A 20,328-nucleotide genomic window follows, 5' to 3' on the forward strand; every position below is an offset into this window, starting at 1 on the left:
CGCTTGTAGCTGACGGTCGCGGTGTTCATGCCATCGGTCTATGCCGCAAACTGAACGCGAGTTAAGTTGATAACGCCACGAAAGCACCTCGCAGCACTGTCCATTCAGTAGACCTATAACCGTTATTGCAACAGTCTATTTGATCCGCCTCGTTGGTCGGCGCATTTAATTTTGCTGGCAGCGTTGCATCCGAATGGTTTCACTCAGGCCGTTGCGCAGAGCGGGAGTTGGCGAGGCGAACGACGAAAATCTGGAAAATTTCAGACGTGTAAATGGGATGATCGGCAGCTTCAAGCGCGCAAGTGAGATGTTTTCCATTGCCATAGCTACAAATCAGATCTTGGCGGTTGAACTTGAGTCACGCCAAAGGGAGAGGGACTAGAAGTATGGATTCCGAGACCATTGGATATATAACAGCCGTGGAGATAAGCGAACTTATCCGAGCAAAAGAAATGTCGCCGGTTGAGTATGTCCGCGGACTCTTGGAGCGTACCGAGAAACTAAATACCAAGCTGAACGCATTCGTTTATCTTGACGCCGACCGAGCATTGGATGCTGCCAAAAAGGCGGAAACGGCCCTCATGAACGGCGATCGTATCGGTCGTTTGCATGGCGTGCCTGTCACGATAAAAGACTTGCAAATCACCAAGGATATGCCGACACAACACGGGAGCAAGATCTTTGCGGGCCATCAGCCGACGGAAGATGCTCCACTCGTTTCGCGTCTGCGGGACGAAGGCGCGATCTTTCTCGGCAAGACGACCGTATCCGAATTTGGCTGGACCGGTGTCTCGCGAAGCCCACTGACGGGTATTACAAACAACCCCTGGAAGCTTGGCTATAACGCCGGCGCATCTTCGTCCGGGGCTGGCGTCGCAGCCGCGGCAGGACTTGGACCTCTTCACCAAGGAAGCGACGGAGGCGGCTCTATCCGATTGCCCGCTCATTTCTGCGGTGTCTTTGGTCACAAACCAAGTTTCGGGCGAGTGCCAAATTATCCTGTGCCGGACGGTCAGATGTCCCATGTCGGACCTATAACCCGCACAGTGGCCGATGCAGCATTAATGCTTGAAGTGATGGCAGGACCACATGCACGCGATTATACGTCTCTTGAGGCGTGGCCGGTTGGTTACTTGGGCCGTTTGCATGAGGGGATTAGAGGCAAGCGAATAGCTTACAGTCCCGATCTAGACGTCGCCCGAGTCGATGCGGATGTCGCTGATCTCGTCAGGGCGGCCGCTAAACGCTTTACTGAACTTGGTGCAATCGTCGAAGAAGTTCCCATCCCTTGGGCGAAAGATGGACCGGAGTTGTTTCACTACGTGTGGCCAGAGATTTTGGCCGACCTTGCATGTTACCTTCCCGAATGGGAGGCGGAAATGGACCCGGGTCTTGTCGCTTGCATCAAAGAGTCGGAGGCGATCCCAGTTTCGCGCTATTTCGAGATGCGACAGAAAAAAATGAAATTTGTTGCCGCGATCCATCGCTGGTTTGAGGATTGGGATTTCCTGATCACGCCTTGCGCGTCGGTTGCCGCGTTCCCAGTTGAGCGATTGGTGCCAGGTCGACCGCCCGAAAATCCGTGGCGGCAAGAGCTGAATTGGGTGGAGTTTACCTATCAGTTCAACATGTCTTGGAATCCCGCAGCGAGTGTGCCCTGTGGATTTACACCCGCCGGCCTACCCGTCGGTATGCAAATCGTAGGCAAACGCTTTGACGATTTAGGGGTCTTGCAGGCATCTGCCGCATTCGAGCGGCTGCAGCCATGGACAGGTCGAAGGCCAAAACTGTGAACAATTTTGACTAAAAAAGGAAGCTGTTGGATTAGACTGGATGATCGGTCACCAGCTTGGCTCGGCGGCCTCACGCGCGGCATTCTCCATCCTAGGGTCGCGCTAGATTGGCCGGCGTGGAGCCTCAAGACTGCGCCCCACCAGACATAACTGGCAAGCGGATAGATGGAATGGTGCCGCGGCGTGAAGTCCTCCGTTTGCACCCGGCGCGTTGCCAACGGAGAACATTATGCGCGACTTTCAACTACCTGGCCGCTCTCCGGCAATGGCCGTGAACGGAATGGCGGCCACCCACAACCCACATGCGGTGCGAGTAGCCATTGAGGTGTTGCAGAGTGGAGGCGCGGCAATCGACGCGGCAGTTGCTGCAGCTGCGGTACTTGCAGTCGTGGAACCACAGCAAACCGGAATCGGCGGCGACTGCTTTGTCATCATGGCCAAGAATGGGACCGATCAGATTGTTGCCTACAATGGATCTGGGCGAGCACCTTCCCGGCTTCCGGCCAGCGGACTTGCTGTTGGCCAATCCCAACTTGAAGATTCGAGCCCGCATACTGTCACCATCCCCGGCGCTATCGACGCGTGGACTCGGCTCGTGGCTGATCACGGACGCAAGGAGATCGGCGAGCTCCTTGCTCCCGCAATTGCTTTTGCGCGGGATGGATTTCCGGTTCACCCGCGGGTGGCGCGGGATTGGGCTGAGGATGAATCGCGGTTGCGGCGTGACCTCAATGCGACACGCGTTTTCCTTCCGCGTGGCCGTGCCGTTCGTGCCGGCGAGATATTTCGCAACCCCGGACTGGCGGACGCGCTCAGCCTGATCGCCGCCAAAGGGAGAAGTGGATTCTACAGAGGGCCTGTGGCGCAGGATATCGTAAGTTATCTGCGCAGCCTAGGTGGTCATCACACTATTGAAGATTTCGAGACCGCCGCAGGAGAATATGTCGAACCAGTGCGCACGGATTACCGTGGCATAGAGGTGTGCCAGATCCCACCCAATAACCAGGGCATCACCGCGCTCCAGATGCTCAATATCCTCGAGGGTTTTGACCTCGCGGCGCTCGAGCCTTTTGGCGCTGAGCGCCTCCATCTCGAAATCGAAGCCGGCAGGCTGGCCTACCGTGATCGTGATGCTTTCATCTGCGACACCCAGCACGCCGCTTATCCGGTAAATGAAATCCTGTCCAAAGACTATGCCGAACGCCTTCGCAATGAACTCCGTCGCGATCGTGTGTCAGACCATCTGCCTCCGCCGCTCATGCGCAAATCGGACACTGTTTACTTGACAGTCGTCGATCGCGATCGCAATTGCGTCAGCTTCATCAATTCGGTCTATTGGGGCTTTGGCTCAACCCGAGTCTCGCCGACCTATGGCGTCACGCTTCAAAATCGCGGCATGGGCTTTTCGCTCGATCCCGCTCACCCCAATGGGATAGGAGCGGGCAAGCGCCCACTCCAGACCATTATGCCGGGACTAGCCTTGAAGGATGGTCGGCCATTTCTTTCTTATGGGGTCATGGGGGGCGACTATCAACCATTTGGGCATACGCACGTACTGACCGGTATCGTCGATTTCGAACTCGACCCGCAGGAATCGATCGACCAGCCTCGCGTCTTCTATTCGCAGGGTGACACTCAGGTCGAGCGTAGTGTTCCGCTAGATACAGTTGAGGGGCTAAAAAAACTCGGCCATCGGGTGGTCCTGGCAACCCAGCCGCTCGGCGGCGGACAAATGATAAACATCGACTGGTCCGAAGGGGTGCTTATCGGAGGTTCGGATGCTCGCATGGATGGTTGCGCCCTTGGCTATTAGGTCGCCGACCCAACACATGTCACCAGCCCCGTCCTGCCGACAGTTGGCGCCTGGTCGCGCGAGGTGGATGAGATGCTGATGGACTGTTCTGCACTGCAACGAAGGCTTGGCTGATGCGGATCTGCGTGTTTGGCGCGGGAGCGATCGGCGGTCTCGTCGGCGCCAGGCTTGCCTTGTAAGGCGACGCCGAAGTGAGCCTCGTTGCCAGGGCTGCCCAGCTTGCCGTCATGCGCAAAAAGAGTTTGACGCTGAAGTCTGAAGAGAGCGAGACCGGCGTTATCAACTTAACTCGCGTTCAGGGATTTGCGGCATAGACGGATGGCATGAACACCGCGACCGTCAGCTATAAGCGCATCGTTCCCCCCCGCAGATCACCGCCTATGTTCTCCGATCCCTGAAAAAACTGGATCGTTCGAAAGTGGGGTTTTTCCGCGGTAATGCTCCGATACCATTCTTTGGACTGCCGGAAGGTGGAGTTTCCGGGCCTTTTCACGATGGCGAGCTGGCGGCCACATCGTGATTGAGCAACGAGATCGGGACTTGTGCCCGATCGCATCGTGCGGGCGCAGCTCGTGTCGTATCTGCGCCAATCCGCCAGCTTTTCAGCGGCGTCGGCAAGGGTCAGGACCAATAATGGGCATTCAGGCACTCCGCCCTGAAGCGGCCGTTGCAAGCTTCGACTTAGGCGTTGTCGGGTGGGCTATCGCTGTCTTTTGAAGTCGAGCGTCACGCCCTTCGCGTAGGCCCCATAGGTCGAGGTCGCGGGAGACGAACTCCGAGCCCTGGTCGACGCGGTTCGTCTTCGGATAGCCGATCTTCGGACAGACCTGTTCCAGCCTGACCACATCCTCCGCCCCATAGCTGAAGCGCGGGTCGAGCACCGGCACGTAGCGTGAGAACGTGTCGAGGACCGTCAGGACACGTATCGGTGGCGAGCTGATCGTGGACGAAGTCCATCGCCCAGACGTCATTTGGGCCGGCGGCTTCCTCCCGGCCTTCCCGCGCTTCGCCTTCACACGCCGCTTCGGCGTCTTATCCCTGAGCTGCAGGCCCAAATCCCTGTAAATCCGCGCGCGAGAGCGCTTCAATCGAAGCCAGTTGCTTCGCTACATGTCACGAATGAATTCCGCTCGAAGGCATGGAAGCGTCGTGCGGAAGCCATCATCTCGTCCGCGATCTGGTTGCACTTGGTCACGATGCGGCGCCTGATGTCGGCAAAGTTCGTGCGGCCATACCTGAACGGTACAAGAACGACTATTTCGACGCCGAGGCAATCGCAGAAGCTGTCCAGCGGCCAACAATGAGATTCGTACCTGTGAAGACGTCGGAGCAGCTCGATCTTCAAGCGATCCACCGGATCAGGAGCGGCCTCATCAGTCGCAGAACGGGAGTGATCAACCAGATCCGGTCATTCCTGCAGGACCGCGGTATCACTGTTCCACCAGGTCCGGCCGTCTTGGCTCGAAAGCTTCCGGAGATTCTAACGGACAGAGAAGGCCGTTTCATGCCAGGAATGAAGCGCCTGCTGACGCTGCTCAGCAACAATGGTTGGCGATAAACGACCAAGTGGAGCAGGACTCGAGGCTGAGCTTTGTGACGTTGCCGAGCGCGATGATGCATGCGGACGCCTCGCGTACCCGGGATCGGTACGATCACCGCGACGGCGATCGTTGCTGCGATCGGCGATGGCCGCATGTTCAAATCTGGGCGCGACTTCGCAGCTTGGCTCGGCCTCGTCTCGACAGTATTCGACGGGCGGCCGATCTACACTGCTCGGCATCAGCAAGCGCGGCAACTCCTACATCCGAACGCTTCTGATTCACGGCTCCCGATGCATGCTGAGGTTCTTCAAGAATCCGGCGACCGCCATCGGATTGTGGGTGACCCAGCTGAAGGCGCGCACCCAGGCCGCCGGTTCGAGAACTGGGCGGCGTTCGAGGCGCATCTGGACCGGTGGACGCGCGGATTGCCGATCAGCGTGTGCATGGCACGACCGGCGTGGCTCCTGCGGAGCGCTTGCCGAAGAGCCTGTGGCGCTTCGCCCTCTCGGCGGACGGCGCCGTTCGGGCAGCTGCGGGACCTCGTGCGCAAGGTCCAGGCGGACTGGCGCAATCGACCTGGACACGAACAGTTACTCGGTTCCCTGGCGGCTGATCGGGGAGAGCGTCCAGGTCGTGGTGCTGGGCGGCCGCGTTATCGTGCGTCATGCGGGCGAGGTGGTGGCGGATCATGCCTTGTGCCGGGGGCGTCGCCAACGGATCGTCGAGCGCGCGTATCTTGCCGGCGTGGTCGGCGCTGCTGGGCCGGTACGATCGGCGCCGGCGGAGATCGTTGCGCCTTCCGCTCTGCTGCGGCCGCTAGCCGAATATGAGGCACTGGTGGGAGGCGGCTGGTGATGACGGCGGTCGATCACGAGATGTTGGTGGCTCAGCTCGACCGGCTGAAGCTGACCGCGATCCGGGACCAGTTCGACACGCTGCTGGACGAAGCGGCGCGTTCGGAGATGACCTTGCGCGAAGCTTTGGCCTTCTTGGTGACGCGCGAGAGATCGCGCGGTGCGACGAGCGGCGGATCTCCATGACAGGCAAGATCGCGCAGTTCCCGTTTGTGCGCGAATTGGACGGCTTTGACTTCGACGCGCAGCCGTCGCTGGATCAGCGCCAGATCCGGGAGCTGGCGACCTGCCGCTGTATTGCCCATGGCGACACGGTCCTGTTCCTTGGACCTCCGGGTAGGGGCAAGACACATCTGGCGGTGGCTCTCGGACATGAGGCGATCCGGCAGAACCATAGCGTTCAGTTCGTCACGGCGGCCACGCTCGTGGCGATGCTGGCCCAAGGCCCATGGCGACGGTTCACTCGAAAAGCAGCTGACGACCCTGTTGCGGCCGAAACTGCTGATCATCCGACAGTGATCACCATCCGTGGCGACAGCTACCGGCTTCGCGAAAAGCGTCGTCCCGGCCTATTGCAGAAGGCCGGAACGACGCTCGAGATTCAAGGAAACCGCAAAACAATGAGAGGGGGTCAAATCTCCAGTTCTCCCAGGGGTCAAATCCTCACTTCGCTTGACAGCAGGCCGGGTTTATTTAGCTGGGAGGGGGATGCGCGGATCCATCATGGCCAGGAGCGACAAAGAGGCTCCACGAACAGGCCGGATAGATTGATGCAGACCACGCGGTTCAACACCTCAAATGCACTTGCAGATCGGGGCGGACCATTCCAGTTGGAGTACGTCGCCTGGCTGATCCCCGCCCGACGACAGATCTCCGCGACGGGGATTCCGTCCGATCCCTGCTTCAGAATGAACGCCTTCTGCGCATCCGAGAACTTCGATCCCTTCATGGTCTTCCGCTCCTCCCAGCCATGGGATTGTTACCGGAAAACTCCACTTTCGAACGATCCAGTTTTCAGGAATCGGAACACGCGGCCCATTACGGCATCTAGTTCACGCTTCAGGTCGATGATCGATGATCCGATTAAGGCGGACCGGAATGGATCCTGCTTTCCTGTCTCGCCCAGCTCAGTCCGCGACATCTGTCGGCTCCGATTGTCGCGACATCCGCAGTGAATCGTCCTGCGGCCCCCAACAAAATCGAAGTCTGAAATCGCAAGAAAACAAACCGAAAACCTGCTGTTTCTTGCATAGACGATCGCCACGAAAGCCGAAAACCACAAGGAATGTTAAACGCTTCCGCATGTGCGACAAACTATTTAACAAATGTAAAAAACAATAACAAACATTTTACTTTTATCTCGTTGAGTTATATTCCAGAATGCACATTCTAAAATAATTCACTCTTATTGTGTCAACTGAAATTGGGAGAATCATTATGAACTATCAAGAGTCTTCGCAGGTCATATCTGAACTGGAGTCGTACTTCAGTGAAGATTACTTGTATTTCGCCGATTTAATCAATCCGCCAGAGAGAAGTGATCGGGAAGTAGAAGCAGTTTGGAAGCTTCTTTCACTTGAAAATGGCAGCTCAGTTCTTGAACTCGGATGCGGTTATGGGCGAATTAGCAACCGGTTGGCGGAAAAAGGAGCGCGGGTAACCGGATTGGATATCTCGCCGATCTTGCTGAAAAAAGCCGAAGCGGATGCGGCTGAACGCCGGATAGATGTTGAATATACGTGTGGGGATATGCGCTCACTCCCCTGGCGAGATCGGTTTGACGCGGCCTTTCTGTGGTACACGACGTTTGGCTATTTCGATGAAGCTGATAATGAGAGAGTCCTTCATGAAGCCGCTGCTTCACTTCGAAAGGGCGGGCGTCTGCTAATCGATCAGATCAATCGCTTCTCTTTGCTCCGTGAGCAGTCGCCAACCTACGAGATCGTGCAGCGCGACAATGATCTAAGAATCGATATAATCAACAACGACGCGCTGACCGATCGTCGAAACTGTGACAGGATCGTCGTCCGCGGAGGTTGCGTGAGACGCATGCGTCTTTCTATCAGACAATATGGGTTTTCCGAATGCATTCGCATGTTGCGAAGCGCGGGGTTCGATTCTGTTAAAGCCTATGGGCAGGAAGGCGAAGAGTTTACATCTTATGGCCCGCGCCTCGTCGTCGTCGCGTACAAGTAAATGGGCGATCAGCGCGATTGCGAATCTGCGGGTCGCTTGAAGAATATCAGAGGTCATGTTCCGGACCGGAAATCGGTGGCCCGCGCTTTCGTGCGATTAAAGGCGAGGATCGCTTCTCTATTTAACAGGTTAGGGCGATGCGTTTGCGCTTTCGGTGTGCAAGGCTTTGCTGTCCCTTCCTTAACGGAAAAATCACTTGGCCTCGGGGAAGATTTGAGATCGGGCACGATCTGCACAGTATTCACGGCCGAGCATGCCATTGGCGGTCGCGCTGCTCCTGCAGCCACCCCTTGGCGCCGCCACACGCAACGCAAGGTCCCGATCGAGTGGCCGATCAGTGGGGCATCAGCGACAAGAGCTGCACGGCTGTTTCGAGACAGGTGCCGTCGGAACAGCTCGGCGCAATTCTGCCCATGTCAGGCTGAACCGCGTCCGAGGTTCAGCAAACCGAGCCTGGCCCATCCGGCCGCGCCATAGCTACAAGAACGCACTATGAGCTGACCGCCGATCTAGCCCGGATACCTCACACTGTCTTGCGGCATAGATCAGTCGGCGGCAATTTTGTGGGGGGATGAGTTGCGGACAAGGGCTGTGCGCCGCGCGGAGCGGTTGTGGTGGTTGGGGTGCTGTCGTTGTTGTTGACGGGAGGGGTGGATCGGGGCGCTCAGGCGGCGACTGCCGATAATCGAGCGTAGGTCAGGGCTCACTCGCGCTGGAAGAGGCAGGCCGAGTTCATGGCCAGCTTGACGCGGCGCACCGAGACGCTGACCAGGGCGCCGATCTTGAACAGTTTGAGGCGAATGGTGGCACAGCTTGCCAAGCACCTGAGCCTTGGTCTTTGCGGGAGTGGTAGAGGCATCGATACCGATCACGGTGCGGTGTCGACCGTCCTCGGCGAACCCGACGATCATGCTGGCGTGCGTTGAACCCGTGACAGTGCAAACGACAATGTAGTCGAAGTCAAACCCAAGCTGTTTCTCCTGGGCGCGCACCTCATCGGCGAACCCAACATAGCCGAGGCCGCCGTTCGGGTAAGACGCCCCGGCTGGTATCGCATAGGGTCTGCCGCCCCTCGCCTTGACCTCATAAAGCGCTTTTTCCCAACTATGGCGGATGCCGATGTCAAAGCCCTCGTCGACCAGGCGCACCTCAGCTCCCAAGATGCGGCTCAAAAGAATGTTGCCGACCCGGTCGTAGACGACATCCTCATGTGGAACCCAGCTCTCCTGAACCAGGAGACATTTCATGCCGATCTTGGCGGCGTCCGCTGCGACCATCCGGGTATGGTTGGACTGCACGCCGCCGACGGTGACGAGCGTATCGGCATCTGACGCGATCGCATCGGGGATGATGTATTCGAGCTTGCGCAGCTTGTTTCCGCCGAATGCGAGACCGGAGTTGCAGTCGTCGCGTTTGGCGTAGATTTCCACCTTGCCTCCCAGATGCTTGCCGAGGCGGTCGAGCTTCTCGATTGGCGTTGGTCCAAAGGTGAGCGGATAGCGTTCGAACCTTTCCAGCATGTTTTCTCCACTAAAGGTGATTAAGCTGAACCTAGCTCCGGCTCAGTCATGAGCGTGTTTGGTTCAAGCCAGCGGCATCTGAGGCGGTGCAGAAGAGCCTCATCATCTTGCCAGCGTCTCGTTCGATCGAGACGAAGCAACCCGCATGCCGGCGTGCTGCGACGTCGCCAATATGCCTAGGCAACTCGAACGATCGCCTCCCGCCTTTGGACGGTCAAGGATGCGCCTCTGCCCGCTTCAAGCGTACCAATTCTTGAATGGTCAGCTCGATATCCAGGTTGATCCGAAGTGGCCTGAATCTAAGTTCGAATTTCTCAATTCGCCACAACGGAGCGGCGATAAATACCGCCCATCCGAATAGCAGAGGCACATCGTTCATTGGTCACCTCATGAAGATCTGTTGGCTGCTATCCAACCTCCCTGCCCTACCGAAATGCTCCGCCCTTTCACCTGCTCGACAAGCACAGCTGGACCGCCAGAGCAGAAAGAGCACGCTGCCGAAATAAACCACCTGGAGCAGCAGCGAGCAGGCCAGCGTCGCGACGACTGCTAGAGGGATCGAATGCGAAGCTAAGTAAACAATCATAGCGTTGCCGCAGAGGACCAGCCCTAAGAGCCGACAAAAGATCATGAAGGGCAACTCCGTTCTCCTGGTTTTGTCTCGTCAAATCAAACTGCTCATGCACCGACCTGGTCGGCCGCGACATGGGTCTGGCAGTTCTTAGGGCAGACGCGCCCGCAGGCTCCGCAACCAATGCATCGGCCGGCATGGTCAACGAGCATGATCATGCGATTGAGCTCACCATCGAAGTCGTCGTCACCGCCGTCGCCGGCGCCGAGGATTTCACCCGCGTCATCGACGCCGTAAAGATGCATGACCTCGCGCGAGCAGACCTTGAAACAGCGGCCGCAGCCGATACAGATCTTGCCATCTATAGCGGTCAGATATTCCGGCACCCATATGGAGCCGTCGCGGCTGATGAATGTGCTCCTCATCCTAAAGTCTTCATATTGGCAAGCTCTCTCCTGGCACCATCCAACTCGGCATAGACGGCGTGCGTTTTCTCTGCGACCTCCTCTATCTCAGTCCATTTGACTGGAAGACCCTCCGCAAGGTCGCGCAAGTTCGTTTTAGCGATTGCCGCGCGCAGCTGAAGGTTTCGGACTTTCTTCACCATCTCATCCAGGTTTGACATGATCTTCCCTCGAAATCGGTTTCTTCACGTCCGCGCCACGTCGGCTATAGCTGCAGTCGCATCGTCGACCAGTTTCGTACCGGCATCCGCGAGTTTCCCGATTGTCTCGGAGCCGAACCGGTGGACGTCTCGACAAGACGACCAACTGCCGACCGTAAAAAGCACGCGTCCGTGGCCCCATTTGTTTCATCTCTGTTGTTGGCGATGCCACCACGCCGGACCGCTCCCCGATCGCGAGCCCCGCTGCGATGTAAACCCTGCCGAGCCTCCACAGCGCGTCCGGATCCGGATCGCCAACGATCGGATACTCCGGCTCAGTTCCTTGGTGTTGATGAAGTAGGCCAGCAGCTCGGGATCCGATTTGCCTTCGCGACCCGGAGGACTCGTGAGCACGAACCTGCCGCACAAGACATTCAACGAACGGGGTGGCCAGGGCCGCTTGGTCTGGTTGAAAGCATGGCCAAGCGCTGCGTGAGACATTTCGTTTTCCTCAATTTCATTGCTCATCGAAAGGCGATTTCTGGATTCGGGTACGGCGACTTCGGGCCCACTTGCGCAGCCGACGTCCGGCTTCGCCGGGCCGTTTCCACGTAAATGCCGTCCTTTTGGCCGACCTTGAACAAGTCCTGGACTGTGACATCTTCCACGACGGGCCAAATTCGCGTCGAACATCGCGCCCGCGGCGATCCGGTTGAAGGTCATTTAGACACGAGCCTTGACCTGCAGCGAACGATCCACCCTGTGCTGGATGGACATACTTACAGCGGGCACGCCGCAGAAAGCTGGCGAACTGACCAGGGTCCATTCCACTAGTGATCCCTTTGCGATCTTTGCACATCAGGCGATTGCGCTTTGATGTTCAGGAGCCTTGTTTTTGCGGAACCACGCAAAGCTACGCGTAGCAGGCGTTCTCACCCGTGTAGTTGGCCAGGGCTTGGAGCAATGGGGTAGCTGCGACTCCGACGACCTCAAATCCGATGTCTTCATACTTCTCTTTCAGTTCCACCAAATGCGGCATGGCAGCCACACAGAGTCCGCACCAAGTCGCCCAAAATGCAACAAGGTACACCTTGCCGGGCTGAAAGTTGGCGAGGGGCTCGCCACGCAGCCAGTCGTCCACTTGGTCGGAGGAATCGGGGACTCCATACGCAACACCATGTTGTTCTCCAAAGCTCTGTTCCCCACACCTTTTTCTGGAGTTATGCGCGAGTTGGCTCTTCTCTCAGAAACGGAACACACCGGTTAGGCAGACCATCGTTCCTCTTGCGCGTTCGCATGCGGTCAGTCCTCACTAGTATTGCCGCATGTCAACCAGCAAAGGCCATGCCAGCGCGCTTAGCGCGCCGTAAGTGTGTGCTTAGTCTTGGAAAAAGGTCCACGGGCACCAACACGGCCGGTTGTCTTGAACCTGACATGTTTTGTGCCGCTGTCGAGTTTTTGACACGTATCACTCATTCGTCAGTCGCTTAGGACAGCGAAGAGCTTGGCCGCCTTTGCCTACGGTGAGATTGGCATCGGCTTGTCCAGCAGCACCTCTCGAGTGCGCGGGCGGTCGCCAAACTTGCTCCGGCGTGCAGCGACTGCCTGCCGGCTCATGGCTGATCTCCTCTCCTAGTCTAGAGCCGGGTCAATGAGCCCAGCGCGTTCATTGCGAGCTGCCGCCGGGTCACTGCATATGGTGTTTCGCTAGACGAGGTGTCCCAGAATGCCGCGTAGACGGTCCAGCCGGGTCCGCTGAGGATCTTGTTCGGTCTGCCGACTTATCGAGCCTCCAGTTCAAGCCTCAGCCGAGCAAAGCAAGCATTCCTCGCCCGGGCATAGATATCCGTGACTCCTTCGCGCACGTAGCAGCGCTCGCATAGCGTCGCTCACTGACATCGCGTTCCCTGAACCGGCAACGGGTCTCGGACACAGGGAGGCCGACCACGACCCGGGGATCAGGCTCTACCGGAAAACGGGCCACAGAGGCCGACGTTCCAAAGCCGCTCTTGCCCCAGTCGTCGACGCTTCACGAAACCACTTTCATCTGACCCGTCTCGTCCTGACAAAACGTTCTGCAACAGTCAGCGGGTGTCGATCAGGCGCCTCTTCGTGCAAGCGACCTGTTCAGCAGGTCGGAGGGAACGCGTGAATCCTGTCGCCGTTCGCTCTGGCGGCTAATCGCTCACGGAAGCCACCGAACAGTGCGAGTTGGACGAGATCAGCGCCGACCTCGCCTCCTTCTCCTGTTGAGGTTCTCCCACGAAAAGACGCTCCAGCTAAGCCGGAGCCCTGCCCACTATTTCAGTGCGGCCAGCGGAGCATCGGAAAGGTTTCCATGTGCCCACCAGCCTGTCGGCGACCCTGGCAAGGTGAGCACGGTGGCGGAGCGGTCAGGAGGAAGCGGCCGGGGGTAGTCTTCATGACCGCCTTCTTGGTCGCCAGCAGGAGGTCGGGCGCCCGCTGAATTCGTCGGAAGACGACCCAGTCCAGGCCTCAAATCGCGCGATGCTGATGTTCAACATCTACTCCCGGCGTCGCGACAAGATCTCGGGAAGTGAGTTCGCGATATCGTATGCCTCCGGCGAAGCGTTCACCGGATGGTTACGCAATTGCTTCTCAGCATTCGCAGATGACGGCTCAGGGCAAGACCCGAGCGCTGCCGCGGACGAATCAAACCCGGCCGAAGATGATGCCCCTTTCTGATCGCGGCGCCGTAACGAAGACTGCAGTGAGGATCAGTCCATTGGCGATGACGAACCGACCGCGAAGCTCCCACGCATGATCCTCGGCCGGCAGGAATGTGTGGGGGAGGCGAGCACGAAATGTGCCATCGTCGGGAATGATGGTGACCACGGCGTCTTCGAAGCCCAGCCATTCACGTGTGAGCGGAAACCATGCCTTGAAGGTGCTCTCCTTAGCACTGAAGAGCAACCGATCCCAATTGAGGCGCCCGGGTGCGTTGGCCAGCCAATACCGTTCCTCGTCAACCGAAATGAGCTCCAAAACGCCGGATGGCAACTCCTCGTCGACTTCTGCATCGATTCCAAGCGCAGCGTAGTCCACATGCTGAGCGACGGCGGCAGCATAGAATCCAGCACAATGTGTTATGCTGCCAATCACACCAGGTGGCCAAAGCGGCTCACGGTGAGGTCCGCTCGGGATCGCGCAGGGAGGAAAGCCGAGCTTGGACATTGCCGCTCTGGCACATGCACGTCCGATCGAGAATTCACGCCTTCTGCTCTCGATCGCAGTGGCGATTGCACGCTCTTCTTCGGCCATCACCAGGGCACGGCTGAGATCTCTTGCTCGACAGGTTTGCACAGCAACGTTTGGGGGAAGCAGCGTATTCAATGTCCTCGCTCCTCGACCGCGATCCGCTGCAGGGCGGCTCCATGCAGGTGGCGTTGCGGCCAACACGCACCCTTTGTCCTCGCCGCTTGTGCCGGATTGACCATTAGTGCGGTCCCATTCGGGCTGGGTGATCAGGGCGGGCATATCCGCGACATGAGCTCCACCGATGCTCCAAAAACGGGCATTGTCCGCAGAAATTCGGCGGTTGACTGCTTATCCTAGGCCGACCCGGATCCCAGGGTTCCCGAAACTGGTCCCGATCACTTACCTCACCCGGTCCAGTCACGACACGCACCGCTACGGGTCGGAACCCTCCGCTGAGCGCCGACCCAGCGATGGCCACCAAGGCCACTGCGCAGTTTCGAGTGAGCGACCTGTTAACGTCTTTACGACCGAAGGGGAAATGCACGTCCGCGGAATAATGCGATGCGCCGCTGAGTCCAATGGGTGGTTCAGTCGCGATGATTTCGGAGAAGGCTCCGGCTTTCGCTGCGGCGAAGGCCGACATCGCTCCTTGGATGCCACCGCCGATGATCCGCAGTCGGCCGATCATATCCCGCTGCCCATTTCTTCTGCGATGGTGTCGGACCAGCTCTCGACAGAGGTAGGGCTGATGAAACCGGGATGCTCGGGGTTGGCGCGCGGCGCGCGCCCCAGAAGGCTGTCGAGGATGCGACGCGCTCGCCAGGCCAGCAGGCTTAGATTCGGATCAGCCAGCCCACGCTGTCCTAGGCTCGCGTTCTGTACGAAGATGCGTCTGTCACGTGGTCCGTCCCAGCACACCGAAAAATCGTCGCCAATGGCCAATTCATTGTCGATCTGTTCCAGCCGGTCCGCCATCGGTTCCAAGAAGCCTGGCACCGCGTTCTCGTAACCGGTGGCCAGGATGACGATGTCAGCCGTGACTTCTTCGACCTCCTCCATGCCGTGCCGCAGGGTGAGTCTGTGGCCCGCGCCGGCGTTGATGCAGTGCGAGACAGTGCAGCCCGGCCGCAGTGTGATTTCGCATCGGTTTGGCTCTAGAAACGCGTGGCGGTATAGCGCCTGATAGACCGCACGCAACGTGCTTTCCGAAATGCCGTCCGAAGCAAGCACGAAGCGCCGCAGGAACAGCTTGCGCTGCGACTCGCTCATTGCCGCGAAACGATCCGAAAAGCAGGGCATGAACAACTCGTTTGTGAACGGGCTGTTGTCGATGGGCAGGTAGTTTTCGCGCTGCGAGACCCAGGTTATCGAGACAGGCCGCCGTTCTTTTGGCAGACCAACAAGGTGCAACAGCACCTCGGCTCCGGACTGTCCCCCGCCGACCACGCAGACATGCTTTTTGTGCACCTCAGGACAAATGTGCAGCAATTCAGATGAGTGGAACAGGTTGCGTCCAGTCCAGCCCTGAAACTGAGGCGGAATATGCGCCTGCTTGCCAATGCCGACCACGACGCTCCTGGCGCCGAGAACCGCGTTATCGGTGTGCACCCGAAACTCGCCGTCAAAGCGGATTTCGCGCACCGTCTCGCCGCCGCGGACGAGCGGGTTCCTTTGGAAGGTCCAGTTCAGGTATTGCTCGAACTCAGCTCTGAGCACAGCCTCGAACTGTGCATTCAGGAAGTGGTACAGACGCCCGTTCTCGTGCAGATAGTTTACGAAAGTGTAGGCTGATCGCGGATTCACCAGCGTAACCAGATCCTTGAAGTGGCTGACCTGGAGCTCCAAGGGGTCGAATGCGCTGCCTGGGTGCCAGCGGAAGTCGACTTGCCGATCCAGGAACAGTGCCCCTTGCCCAATTTGCTCGTGTATCTGACACGCAAGACTCAAATTAGACGGCCCAGCACCCACTCCAATACAAGAGAGCTCCACTTGTCTTGCTCCTATATGTGCTTCCCGTTAGGCGACGTTTGCGGGAAATATCGGCTATGGCCATTGGGCTTACTGTCCATGCGGGCATTCTCGACCTCGGAGCCGCTGGATTTGCTAGATTTTGATCGCACTTTCGTATGGTCGGGTACGAAGCCCATGGATCCCGGTCAAGTGATGAGACCGACACTCATGTCCACGACTTGCGGGGCGCGGACGGGATCGACGTATTTCCGCCCGCTTCGATGATCGCGTCTCGGTCAGCGAGATGCTTTCCAACGTTATTCGGTGTTTTAATCGGGCGAAGTCGCCCGCCTCCACCATGATGCGCCGACCTTTGACCGACTTGGCGGTCAGCGCGGGCGCGGTCTCGAATGCAGCGACAGCATTTTTCCCTGAGCCTGCTCATAGGAGGGCATCCGCTGATGTGTTCGGAAGATCCCCAGCATCAAACGTGCCATAAGGAGACTTTCATGAAAGCAACGGTTAGCGGGTTTGTGGTCCTGTCGGGTATCCGACAATAAGGGGGAAGCGCCGGTGGCCGATTTGCCGCGTCGCCGTCCTCTTGCCAGGAGCCGGTAGCTAATAGGGCAGCTCCGCATCGGAATTTTCTCTTAGGACGGCCAGCAACCCAGGTTCATGGACTGTGGCGCGGGAAAAAGGCTCTTGCCACTTCTCGCGGCGGGAATCTGAAAAGACGGCTTCGGAAGCCGGGGCCCCACAGGTCTCTCCCGTCTTGCGGAAGATGGAGGCGAGATCCGGATTTTGAGACGCAGAATCCAGCTAAAGCCGTGTGCCCCATCCTGCAGCACCACGAGCCTGACGGTGCTCGCGACCCGCGAGACGCATTCGGTCCGCAGCTTTGTCGAGGCTGCCTCCAGGCGGGTCGGGAAGGAGATATTCTGGGAAGGCGAAGGTGTTGACGAGTTGGGCCGCGAACGCAGGAATAACCAGGCGCTGATCCAAATAGACAAACGTTGTTTCGGGCCAATCGAGGTTGACCTGCTGATGGGTGATGCCTCCAAGGCGGCCATCAAGCTCGATTGGAAGCCGACGACTACTTTCGATGAGCTCGCCTCGTAAATGATCGAGGCCGACCCCCGCGCGTACGGGATCACGCTCGCGTGACGCGAAAACGTAATGATTTTGCCGGGCCTTTGCAGTCCAAAGCAGCATTCGCCGGCGCGCCTCTCTCAGGCGGTCGGCCGGCACCCAGTTAGCACCCGGTCGTTTGGATCGGCAAATTCACACATCCTACAGAGCAGAAAACCATCCGCTCCGTTCATGCGATCGACGATTTCGCAAAAAACTGGGCTTTTAAAGAGATCGCCGTATTCGTCGCATAGAAGGTTGCCCAGTACGTGACGCCGCTCAAAATCCATGGAGCAGAGAGTAACCTCGCCGTTTGGAAGGAGAACATTCCGATACTGTCGTTCGTCCACGCATATCAGCGCTCCGACGACTGGCTGCCGTGGTTCTACAATCTTAGGATCTACGCTTCCACCCCTGCTGCTCACCGGTCGCGCGCGAACAAGGGCTTCGGCAGGGATAATGTCGGCGATATCGGGATGAGCCTCGCCCAAAACCATGAATCGAATTGATGGGATGTCGGCGTCGACGAGTTGACCAACCAAATCGCGATACTTGTCTCCGACAAGGCGGCTATTCATGTGGGCGCCATCATCAAAAACATGAACCACGAATACCCCCAACCGCAGCGCCTGCAAGCGTTGTAGATCCCGCCCCTTCATTCCCACAAGCGTCGTGAAAATCCTGATGCCGTGGCCTTTGGCGGAAGCGTGCTCGACCATTTCGGTGCAATCCGGATTGAGCCATGGCTCAGAATACCCGGCAAAACTAATGTCGACCGAGGTTGGTACGCGCGCCAGACAGCGCTTGAAATCTCCAAGACTAAGATGCTTCGTATCAGATACTTTTCTTTGCCGGTCAGCGAACTTGTCCTGCGGACAATATGAACATCCCACGATGCATCCTGTGGTCGTCGTTATCTCCAAAACTCTGCCGGCTGGGATAGCAGAGCGCAGTTCCGGTAAAATCATTCGCTATGACTCCCACTCGTCTGGTCATGCATAACGTCCAGCATGGTGTCTTTGGCTTCATGACACCGACGATCAAGACGTTCCGATGAACCCAGCCATCTCCGCCTGGGCAGTAGTCAACAGCCGGCTTCCTCAATCTGCCGAGCGATCTATCAACGAACTTTGGGCGCATCGGCGCGGCAGGGCGGCGCAACCGCAATGTCGCGCGTCAGCCATTGCCAAAGGTGTAGCCGTGACCGTTGAGCGGGCGCACCGCCGAGATGGCGTAGCAGACCATCAATCGTCTCGCGCGTTCTCATGCGGCCACCCCCACTCAATATTGCCGCATCTCCAGCAAAGGCCGTGCCAGCGCGCTTAGCCGCAGCAACTGCATGAGTAGGCTTCGAGAAACCTCTCGCCCAAGACGGCCGGTTGCTTTGGACCAGACATGTTTTTTTGTCGCTGTCAGCTTTTGGACATGCATCACTCATCGTCAGACGCTTGAGGACGGACTTGGCTGTCTCCCCTGCGGTAATGTTGGCGTCGGCTCATCATCTAGCATCATGTCGGCGCCGGCTGTGTGCGCGGAAGATCTACACGACCTGACCGCCGCGTGCAGCGATTGCCTGCCGGCTCATAGCTGATCTTTTCTCCTGAAGCCGGCGATGAAGCCAAGGCCGTCGAGTGCGTGCTGCCTGATGCTGCGTATGCTGTTTCGCTGGAACGGCGGATACCGCGTCACCTCCATAGTTTCGCGACAGAGGTTTGGTGGCGTCGCAGGACTTCCTGCTACATCACCGCAGTGCTCGGGAATTCGTATCTGATCCGCGTGAGGCGAAGACCTTCTCTCTCGACTGGCTCGCCGAGGCCCGTCTGTCCTGCGGGCCTCGAACGATTTCTCATTTGGCATGGCGCATGCGCGTCGATCCGCAAACCCCGTCATGAGGAGAAATCGGAGCTGGCCGCCACTCCACCTCCTCCTATCACGAGGGTAGACGGGAAGCAGCGCCTTCAAATGAGGAACAAAATCACTTTACCTCGAATCTTGCCTCTCGACCACAACCGGAGCCATGGAACCGCGTCCGCGACCATCGCCAATGATCGCGCCCCAAGGCAATTGCCCAGCGCAAAATGGCTACGCGCGATTACGCCATGCATCCCTTTACGAGGGTACGACAGCACCTCGGAGAGCCTCGCCGCCATCATGCAGACCGATCTAAGCCCACTTGATCCAGCACAAAGGAATTTCAAACATGCACCAAGATACCGTCCGTGGGAGAGCTTTCGCCATGCCCCTGACCAGCCCGGCCTACCCGGCCGGCCCATATCGCTTCCGCAACCGGGAGTATCTGATCATCACATATCGCACCGATCCGCAGAAACTGCGCGACCTTGTGCCGGAGCCGCTTCAGGTGTGCGAGCCTCTGGTCAAATTCGAGTTCATTCGCATGCCGGACTCGACGGGCTTCGGCGACTACACGGAAGGCGGACAGGTCATCCCTGTCTCCTTCTGTGGCCGCAGGGGGAGCTACACCCACTGCATGTTTCTCGACGATCATCCGCCGATAGCGGGCGGACGCGAGTTGTGGGGCTTTCCCAAGAAGCTCGCTAGCCCAACGCTCCGAACGGAGACGGATACCATTGTTGGCACGCTGGACTACGGGCCGGTCCGCGTCGCGACGGGTACCATGGGCTACAAGCACCGAGCCGCCGACCTCGCGAGCGTGAGGGCCTCGCTCGCTGAACCGAACTTCCTCCTCAAAATCATCCCGCATGTCGACGGCACGCCGCGCATCTGTGAGCTCGTGGAATATCATCTAGAGGACGTCCATCTGAGGGGCGCCTGGACCGGCCCGGCAGCCCTGAACCTCTGGTCGCATGCGCTTGCCCCCGTCGCCGAACTGCCGGTGCTGGAAGTAGTCTCGGCCGTACACGTCGTCGCAGATCTCACGCTCGCGCTCGGGAAGGTCGTCCACGACTATCTCGCGGAAGCCGAGCCTCGCCATGGGGAAGGAAGAAAAAGCCTAGAAGTTTGGAGCCGCCAGTGAAGCTGCCGATCTCCCCCCTTGCGGGGGAGATGGCCGGCAGGCCAGAGAGGGTGCTGTCCCGCCAGCGTCAGATCACATTCAACTCCCTGAAAGCCCGCCCCTCAGCGACACGGCTGTACCCAAACGCCGAGCAGTCCACCGTGC

At 58.3% G+C, this 20,328-nt stretch carries 14 protein-coding genes and 7 pseudogenes; 9 read left to right on the forward strand and 12 right to left on the reverse strand.

Annotated features, from left to right (window positions below):
• The first annotated feature begins 386 nt into the window (after nt 1–386).
• Together AC0L2R_RS32795 and ggt are read left to right on the forward strand one after the other, a co-directional pair.
• The gene (locus AC0L2R_RS32795; RefSeq protein WP_473513880.1) at nt 387–1,793 is read left to right on the forward strand and encodes an amidase; all 1,407 of its coding nucleotides are present in this window, start codon (nt 387–389) and stop codon (nt 1,791–1,793) included.
• A 229-nt stretch (nt 1,794–2,022) separates the two neighbouring features.
• Nucleotides 2,023–3,606 (forward strand): gamma-glutamyltransferase, encoded by a 1,584-nt coding sequence (gene ggt, locus AC0L2R_RS32800; RefSeq protein ID WP_473513882.1) that lies wholly within the window; start codon nt 2,023–2,025, stop codon nt 3,604–3,606.
• Nucleotides 3,607–4,095: 489 nt separating this feature from the next.
• Here ggt and AC0L2R_RS32805 read toward each other — a convergent pair.
• A pseudogene (locus AC0L2R_RS32805) lies at nt 4,096–4,712 on the reverse strand (DDE-type integrase/transposase/recombinase); the annotation flags it as partial.
• A 32-nt stretch (nt 4,713–4,744) separates the two neighbouring features.
• Here AC0L2R_RS32805 and AC0L2R_RS32810 point away from each other — a divergent pair.
• The 4 genes and pseudogenes from AC0L2R_RS32810 to AC0L2R_RS32825 form a co-directional block, all read left to right on the forward strand.
• On the forward strand, nt 4,745–5,164 hold the full coding sequence (locus tag AC0L2R_RS32810) for an IS110 family transposase (protein WP_473513884.1): 420 nt from the start codon (nt 4,745–4,747) through the stop codon (nt 5,162–5,164).
• Between the two features lie 60 nt (nt 5,165–5,224).
• Nucleotides 5,225–5,338, forward strand: a pseudogene (locus AC0L2R_RS32815) (transposase); the annotation flags it as partial.
• 126 nt (nt 5,339–5,464) lie between these two features.
• A pseudogene (locus AC0L2R_RS32820) lies at nt 5,465–6,002 on the forward strand (Mu transposase domain-containing protein); the annotation flags it as partial.
• Nucleotides 6,002–6,600, forward strand: a pseudogene (locus tag AC0L2R_RS32825) (ATP-binding protein); the annotation flags it as partial. The pseudogenes AC0L2R_RS32820 and AC0L2R_RS32825, both read left to right, overlap by 1 nt.
• Before the next feature lie 227 nt (nt 6,601–6,827).
• Here AC0L2R_RS32825 and AC0L2R_RS32830 read toward each other — a convergent pair.
• Nucleotides 6,828–6,950: pseudogene (locus AC0L2R_RS32830) on the reverse strand (transposase); the annotation flags it as partial.
• Nucleotides 6,951–7,438: 488 nt separating this feature from the next.
• On the opposite strand from AC0L2R_RS32830, the gene AC0L2R_RS32835 reads away from it, so the two are divergent.
• Complete coding sequence (locus tag AC0L2R_RS32835; protein WP_473513886.1) at nt 7,439–8,197, forward strand: class I SAM-dependent methyltransferase; 759 nt, start codon at nt 7,439–7,441, stop codon at nt 8,195–8,197.
• Nucleotides 8,198–9,015: 818 nt separating this feature from the next.
• On the opposite strand, the pseudogene AC0L2R_RS32840 reads toward AC0L2R_RS32835, so the two are convergent.
• From AC0L2R_RS32840 to AC0L2R_RS32880, 9 genes and pseudogenes are all read right to left on the reverse strand, one after another.
• Nucleotides 9,016–9,717, reverse strand: a pseudogene (locus tag AC0L2R_RS32840) (pyridoxal-phosphate dependent enzyme); the annotation flags it as partial.
• 214 nt (nt 9,718–9,931) lie between these two features.
• On the reverse strand, nt 9,932–10,096 hold the full coding sequence (locus AC0L2R_RS32845) for a hypothetical protein (protein WP_473513888.1): 165 nt from the start codon (nt 10,094–10,096) through the stop codon (nt 9,932–9,934).
• Between the two features lie 3 nt (nt 10,097–10,099).
• Entirely contained in the window at nt 10,100–10,348 is a 249-nt protein-coding gene (locus AC0L2R_RS32850) for an exopolysaccharide production repressor protein (protein ID WP_473513905.1), read from the reverse strand.
• Between the two features lie 47 nt (nt 10,349–10,395).
• A complete protein-coding gene (fdxB, locus tag AC0L2R_RS32855) occupies nt 10,396–10,713 on the reverse strand; it encodes a ferredoxin III, nif-specific (RefSeq protein ID WP_473513890.1) in 318 nt (105 codons plus the stop codon).
• Nucleotides 10,710–10,913: a CCE_0567 family metalloprotein gene (locus AC0L2R_RS32860; protein WP_473513892.1), complete on the reverse strand. Its 204-nt coding sequence runs from the start codon at nt 10,911–10,913 to the stop codon at nt 10,710–10,712. Before AC0L2R_RS32860 ends, fdxB begins: the two co-directional genes overlap by 4 nt.
• Nucleotides 10,914–10,937: 24 nt before the next feature.
• Nucleotides 10,938–11,346, reverse strand: a pseudogene (locus AC0L2R_RS32865) (DUF269 domain-containing protein).
• Between the two features lie 459 nt (nt 11,347–11,805).
• Nucleotides 11,806–12,033, reverse strand: a complete 228-nt coding sequence (locus AC0L2R_RS32870) for a TlpA disulfide reductase family protein (RefSeq protein WP_473513894.1) — start codon at nt 12,031–12,033, stop codon at nt 11,806–11,808.
• A 1,532-nt stretch (nt 12,034–13,565) separates the two neighbouring features.
• Nucleotides 13,566–14,246, reverse strand: coding sequence for a 4'-phosphopantetheinyl transferase family protein (locus tag AC0L2R_RS32875; protein ID WP_473513896.1), 681 nt, complete (start codon nt 14,244–14,246; stop codon nt 13,566–13,568).
• Between the two features lie 549 nt (nt 14,247–14,795).
• A complete protein-coding gene (locus AC0L2R_RS32880) occupies nt 14,796–16,100 on the reverse strand; it encodes a lysine N(6)-hydroxylase/L-ornithine N(5)-oxygenase family protein (protein ID WP_473513898.1) in 1,305 nt (434 codons plus the stop codon).
• Nucleotides 16,101–16,922: 822 nt separating this feature from the next.
• On the opposite strand from AC0L2R_RS32880, the gene AC0L2R_RS32885 reads away from it, so the two are divergent.
• On the forward strand, nt 16,923–17,180 hold the full coding sequence (locus tag AC0L2R_RS32885) for a GDP-mannose 4,6-dehydratase (protein WP_473513900.1): 258 nt from the start codon (nt 16,923–16,925) through the stop codon (nt 17,178–17,180).
• 110 nt (nt 17,181–17,290) lie between these two features.
• On the opposite strand, the gene AC0L2R_RS32890 is transcribed toward AC0L2R_RS32885, so the two are convergent.
• Nucleotides 17,291–18,157 (reverse strand): radical SAM/SPASM domain-containing protein, encoded by an 867-nt coding sequence (locus AC0L2R_RS32890; RefSeq protein WP_473513901.1) that lies wholly within the window; start codon nt 18,155–18,157, stop codon nt 17,291–17,293.
• Nucleotides 18,158–19,389: 1,232 nt separating this feature from the next.
• Here AC0L2R_RS32890 and AC0L2R_RS32895 point away from each other — a divergent pair.
• A complete protein-coding gene (locus AC0L2R_RS32895; RefSeq protein ID WP_473513903.1) occupies nt 19,390–20,184 on the forward strand; it encodes an acetoacetate decarboxylase in 795 nt (264 codons plus the stop codon).
• Nucleotides 20,185–20,328: the final 144 nt, after the last annotated feature.

This window comes from Mesorhizobium sp. WSM4820, assembly GCF_055811075.1.

Coding starts and splice junctions, on each gene's coding strand:
- AC0L2R_RS32795 (WP_473513880.1), top strand. CDS start 387: ATGGATTCCGAGACCATTGGATATATAACAGCCGTGGAGATAAGCGAA.
- ggt (WP_473513882.1), top strand. CDS start 2,023: ATGCGCGACTTTCAACTACCTGGCCGCTCTCCGGCAATGGCCGTGAAC.
- AC0L2R_RS32810 (WP_473513884.1), top strand. CDS start 4,745: ATGGAAGCGTCGTGCGGAAGCCATCATCTCGTCCGCGATCTGGTTGCA.
- AC0L2R_RS32835 (WP_473513886.1), top strand. CDS start 7,439: ATGAACTATCAAGAGTCTTCGCAGGTCATATCTGAACTGGAGTCGTAC.
- AC0L2R_RS32845 (WP_473513888.1), bottom strand. CDS start 10,096: ATGAACGATGTGCCTCTGCTATTCGGATGGGCGGTATTTATCGCCGCT.
- AC0L2R_RS32850 (WP_473513905.1), bottom strand. CDS start 10,348: ATGATCTTTTGTCGGCTCTTAGGGCTGGTCCTCTGCGGCAACGCTATG.
- fdxB (WP_473513890.1), bottom strand. CDS start 10,713: ATGAGGAGCACATTCATCAGCCGCGACGGCTCCATATGGGTGCCGGAA.
- AC0L2R_RS32860 (WP_473513892.1), bottom strand. CDS start 10,913: ATGTCAAACCTGGATGAGATGGTGAAGAAAGTCCGAAACCTTCAGCTG.
- AC0L2R_RS32890 (WP_473513901.1), bottom strand. CDS start 18,157: ATGATTTTACCGGAACTGCGCTCTGCTATCCCAGCCGGCAGAGTTTTG.
- AC0L2R_RS32895 (WP_473513903.1), top strand. CDS start 19,390: ATGCACCAAGATACCGTCCGTGGGAGAGCTTTCGCCATGCCCCTGACC.